3 protein-coding genes are annotated in these 3,155 nt (G+C 35.4%); all 3 read right to left on the reverse strand.

What is annotated here, in order from left to right; all coding sequences use genetic code 11:
* Positions 1-169: 169 nt before the first annotated feature.
* Positions 170-1,621, reverse strand: a complete 1,452-nt coding sequence (locus IQ228_RS23840) for an aminotransferase class I/II-fold pyridoxal phosphate-dependent enzyme (protein WP_193964678.1) — start codon at positions 1,619-1,621, stop codon at positions 170-172.
* Positions 1,612-2,526 (reverse strand): class I SAM-dependent methyltransferase, encoded by a 915-nt coding sequence (locus IQ228_RS23845; RefSeq protein WP_193964679.1) that lies wholly within the window; start codon positions 2,524-2,526, stop codon positions 1,612-1,614. The genes IQ228_RS23840 and IQ228_RS23845 overlap by 10 nt, the downstream gene beginning before the upstream one ends.
* A partial coding sequence (locus IQ228_RS26940) for a sugar phosphate isomerase/epimerase (RefSeq protein WP_228044047.1) occupies positions 2,516-3,155 on the reverse strand: 640 nt, incomplete at its 5' end. The genes IQ228_RS23845 and IQ228_RS26940, both read right to left, overlap by 11 nt.

The following is a 3,155-nucleotide window of genomic DNA, read 5'->3' on the forward strand; positions in this document are numbered from 1 at the left end:
GTAAAATGATATAAATTTGCGAATAAAGATTTTAGGTAAGCTTTTTCTACTTGACTTCTTAGTAGCAAGTTATTTATACTTTGCTTAATTTTTGTTTTCATGTTTCAGTAGATACAAAAAATATTTTACAATTTTCAAACAGCAAGCCATTTTTAAAAGGTTAGGAACATTAAAAATTTTGAAAGCAATTAATCACTTTATTAATATCTTCTAATTGTAAACTTGCCGCACTAGGCAAACTTAATCCTATTTTACCTAATTGATTTGCCACTGGATAGTTATCTTGAACATTTTGATGATACACGGGTTGTTGATGAATGGGAATAAATAGGGGACGGGTTTCAATCCCTTTTTCTTGCAAAATTGTCACCAATTGGCCTCTACTCAAACCAAATTCGTCCTCATTAACCAAAATAGAATAGAGCCAAAACACGCTTTTCGCCCAGGGTTGACGGGGTGCTAGGTTTAATCCCTTGATACTCGAAAAACCTTTCTCATATCGTTCAGCAATTCGCAATTTTGCTTCTATGATTTCATCTATTCGCTCCATTTGTCCAACTCCAAGGGCAGCTTGAAGATTTGTCATACGATAGTTATATCCTAAAACTGGATGCCAATAACGTCTTTCTGGGGACATTCCATGACCGCGTAAAATACGAATTTTCTTGGCTATTTCTGAATCATTGGTAACAACCATTCCTCCTTCACCAGTGGTGATAATTTTGTTGCCATAAAAACTGAATACCCCTATCTCACCAATCCCCCCCACTGGTTGTCCTTTATATTTTGCTCCATGAGCTTCGGCGGCATCCTCAATCACGGCTAAATTATGACGTTTGGAAATGTCTAAAATCAAGTCCATATTAGCGGGATGTCCGTAAAGATGAACGGGAATAATGGCTTTAGTTTTGGGAGTAATTGCTTGTTCTATTAAATTAGGATCAATATTCCAAGTTTCCCATTCACTATCTACAAAGACCGGTTTAGCACCTGTGTAGGTGACAGCGTTGGCAGTGGCGATAAAACTCAAGGTTGGTACAATTACCTCATCTCCTACACCAATATCTAGGGCTAAAAGGGCTAGATGTAAAGCAGTTGTGCCATTGCTAGTGGCGATCGCATATTTCGTATTACAAAATTCAGCGAACATTTCTTCAAAACGAGTCACAAATTTACCCGCAGAAGACACCCAACCTGTTAACACACATTCAGTTACATAAGACAGTTCTTTTTCCCCTAGTGAGGGTTCGGCTACGGGTAAACGGACTCGTTTATCAAAAAGTGCTAAATCAGCCACTTTACCATCGTCATCTAGCAAAGGTATTACCCTAACAGGTTCACTAAATAATGAGGTTATTTGCTCTGATGAGATAGTAATATGACCAGTTTTTGATTCTGGTCGAGGGATAGTTGAGATATTAGATTCCAAGCCATAACCTTGGAGTAATGCTCTGCGAATATCTCCATCTGTTACGACTCCGACAAATTTTTCGGTTTCGTTTTCGATTAATAAGGCAAACCCTAAACCACCTTTGTCAATAGTCTGCATAACTTGGCGAATAGTGCTAGTTATGGATACGCTAATTAGATTGATTAGTTGTTTGTTATGATTTAATTGCATTTTTTTATAGTTGCTATTAAAGTGTCACAGGTTAATTTTGATTGTCGATCGCCCTTATAGAGTTGTTCTAAATTTTCCAAAATTGGTAGAGTCTTTTCGTCAAAACTGGGATTAGTCAGTTGAGGTTTCTTTTCATCCAACCAATGTAATAAATTTCTTAATCCATAGCGTTGCACACCATCAATAACAAAGTTACCAATTTCGGCTTTATGAAAAGTCAACTCTAAATGGAAAGGACTAAAATAACTCAGGTGCGCTCTTTGCCAATAAAAATGAGCATATTCAAGAGATTGACCAATTAACTCATCTCTAAAATTGGGAACTTCTATTAGCAAATAACCATTGGGCTTAATTAAGTTTAAACATTTTAAAAGAAAATTAACAGGATCGGTGAGATGCTCCAGTACATGAAATAATGTAACTGCATCAAAGTTATTTTGATATAAATTCTGGATTTTCTGATCGTCAATTTGACCCTGAATAAAATCCCCTTGCAAACTGGATTTGGCTAAATCTAAACGTAATTTACTAACTTCTATTCCCATTGCTTCATAACCTTTATTTGTTAAAGCATCTACGAAAAATCCGTAACCACAACCCACATCTAAAATTTTTGAGGGAGAGGAAATTATTGAATCAAGCCATGAAACACGACGTTCTGTATCAGAAATACTTTTAAATTTTTCCCGTTGCAAGTCCGTCCCCCCCCCCGATACATTTTGTAACTGACGATCGCCGTCATAAAATGCCTGATCTTGCTCTGGGGTAGGCAATGGAAATAACTGCACATGACCACAAGTCAAACAACGATGAATTTTAAATTGTCCTGAAGCATCGTCTCGAATACTCGGACTAATTAACTGACTTTCGCCCGATGTATTACAAAGTAGACAATTAATCTTCATTTACCTTCAAAGCCTCCGCTACAATTAGATAATCTTGATTAATATTATTGGCATTATTATAAATTTCTAGGGTGATGGTTTTACCGTCGAAATCGTATTGTTTGAGAACTTGCAAAAGCTCACTATTCTTATTAAAACCTTTATTTTGATCGTGTTTACCGTCATTATCGCTTAAATGCACATAGTTGGACAAAGGTAGCATTTTACTTAACTCATCTTCAAAGTTTAACCCTAATGAATTACAGCTAACTTTAAGATGGGCTACATCTAAAAGTAAATTAAAATCTATGATCTCTTTTAGTTCTACAGAACCTTCATAATTGCTCATCAGCAAAGGGTTAACTTGATTAAAAGATTGATAGTTAGAATAAGATAAAACATTGTTTTCCAGATATAAAATTAGGTCTGGTGCTGCTTTTTCCTGCAATATTAACCAAGCATCTCTAAATCTTGATAAACTTTGTTTTCGCTCAAATAATCCAGAGGCAGTAATTTTTTTACCAATTTCCCTAACACTTACATCTATTAGAAACCCTGCATGAAAACCTAGTTTTTTCGCTCCTAATTTTTTCGATAAAAAGATCGCTTTTAAGCAATGATTTAAACTTTTTTGATAAATGTCATTATTC

The organism is Dolichospermum sp. LEGE 00246, from assembly GCF_015207865.1.
Taxonomy (GTDB): Bacteria; Cyanobacteriota; Cyanobacteriia; order Cyanobacteriales; family Nostocaceae; genus Dolichospermum; species Dolichospermum heterosporum.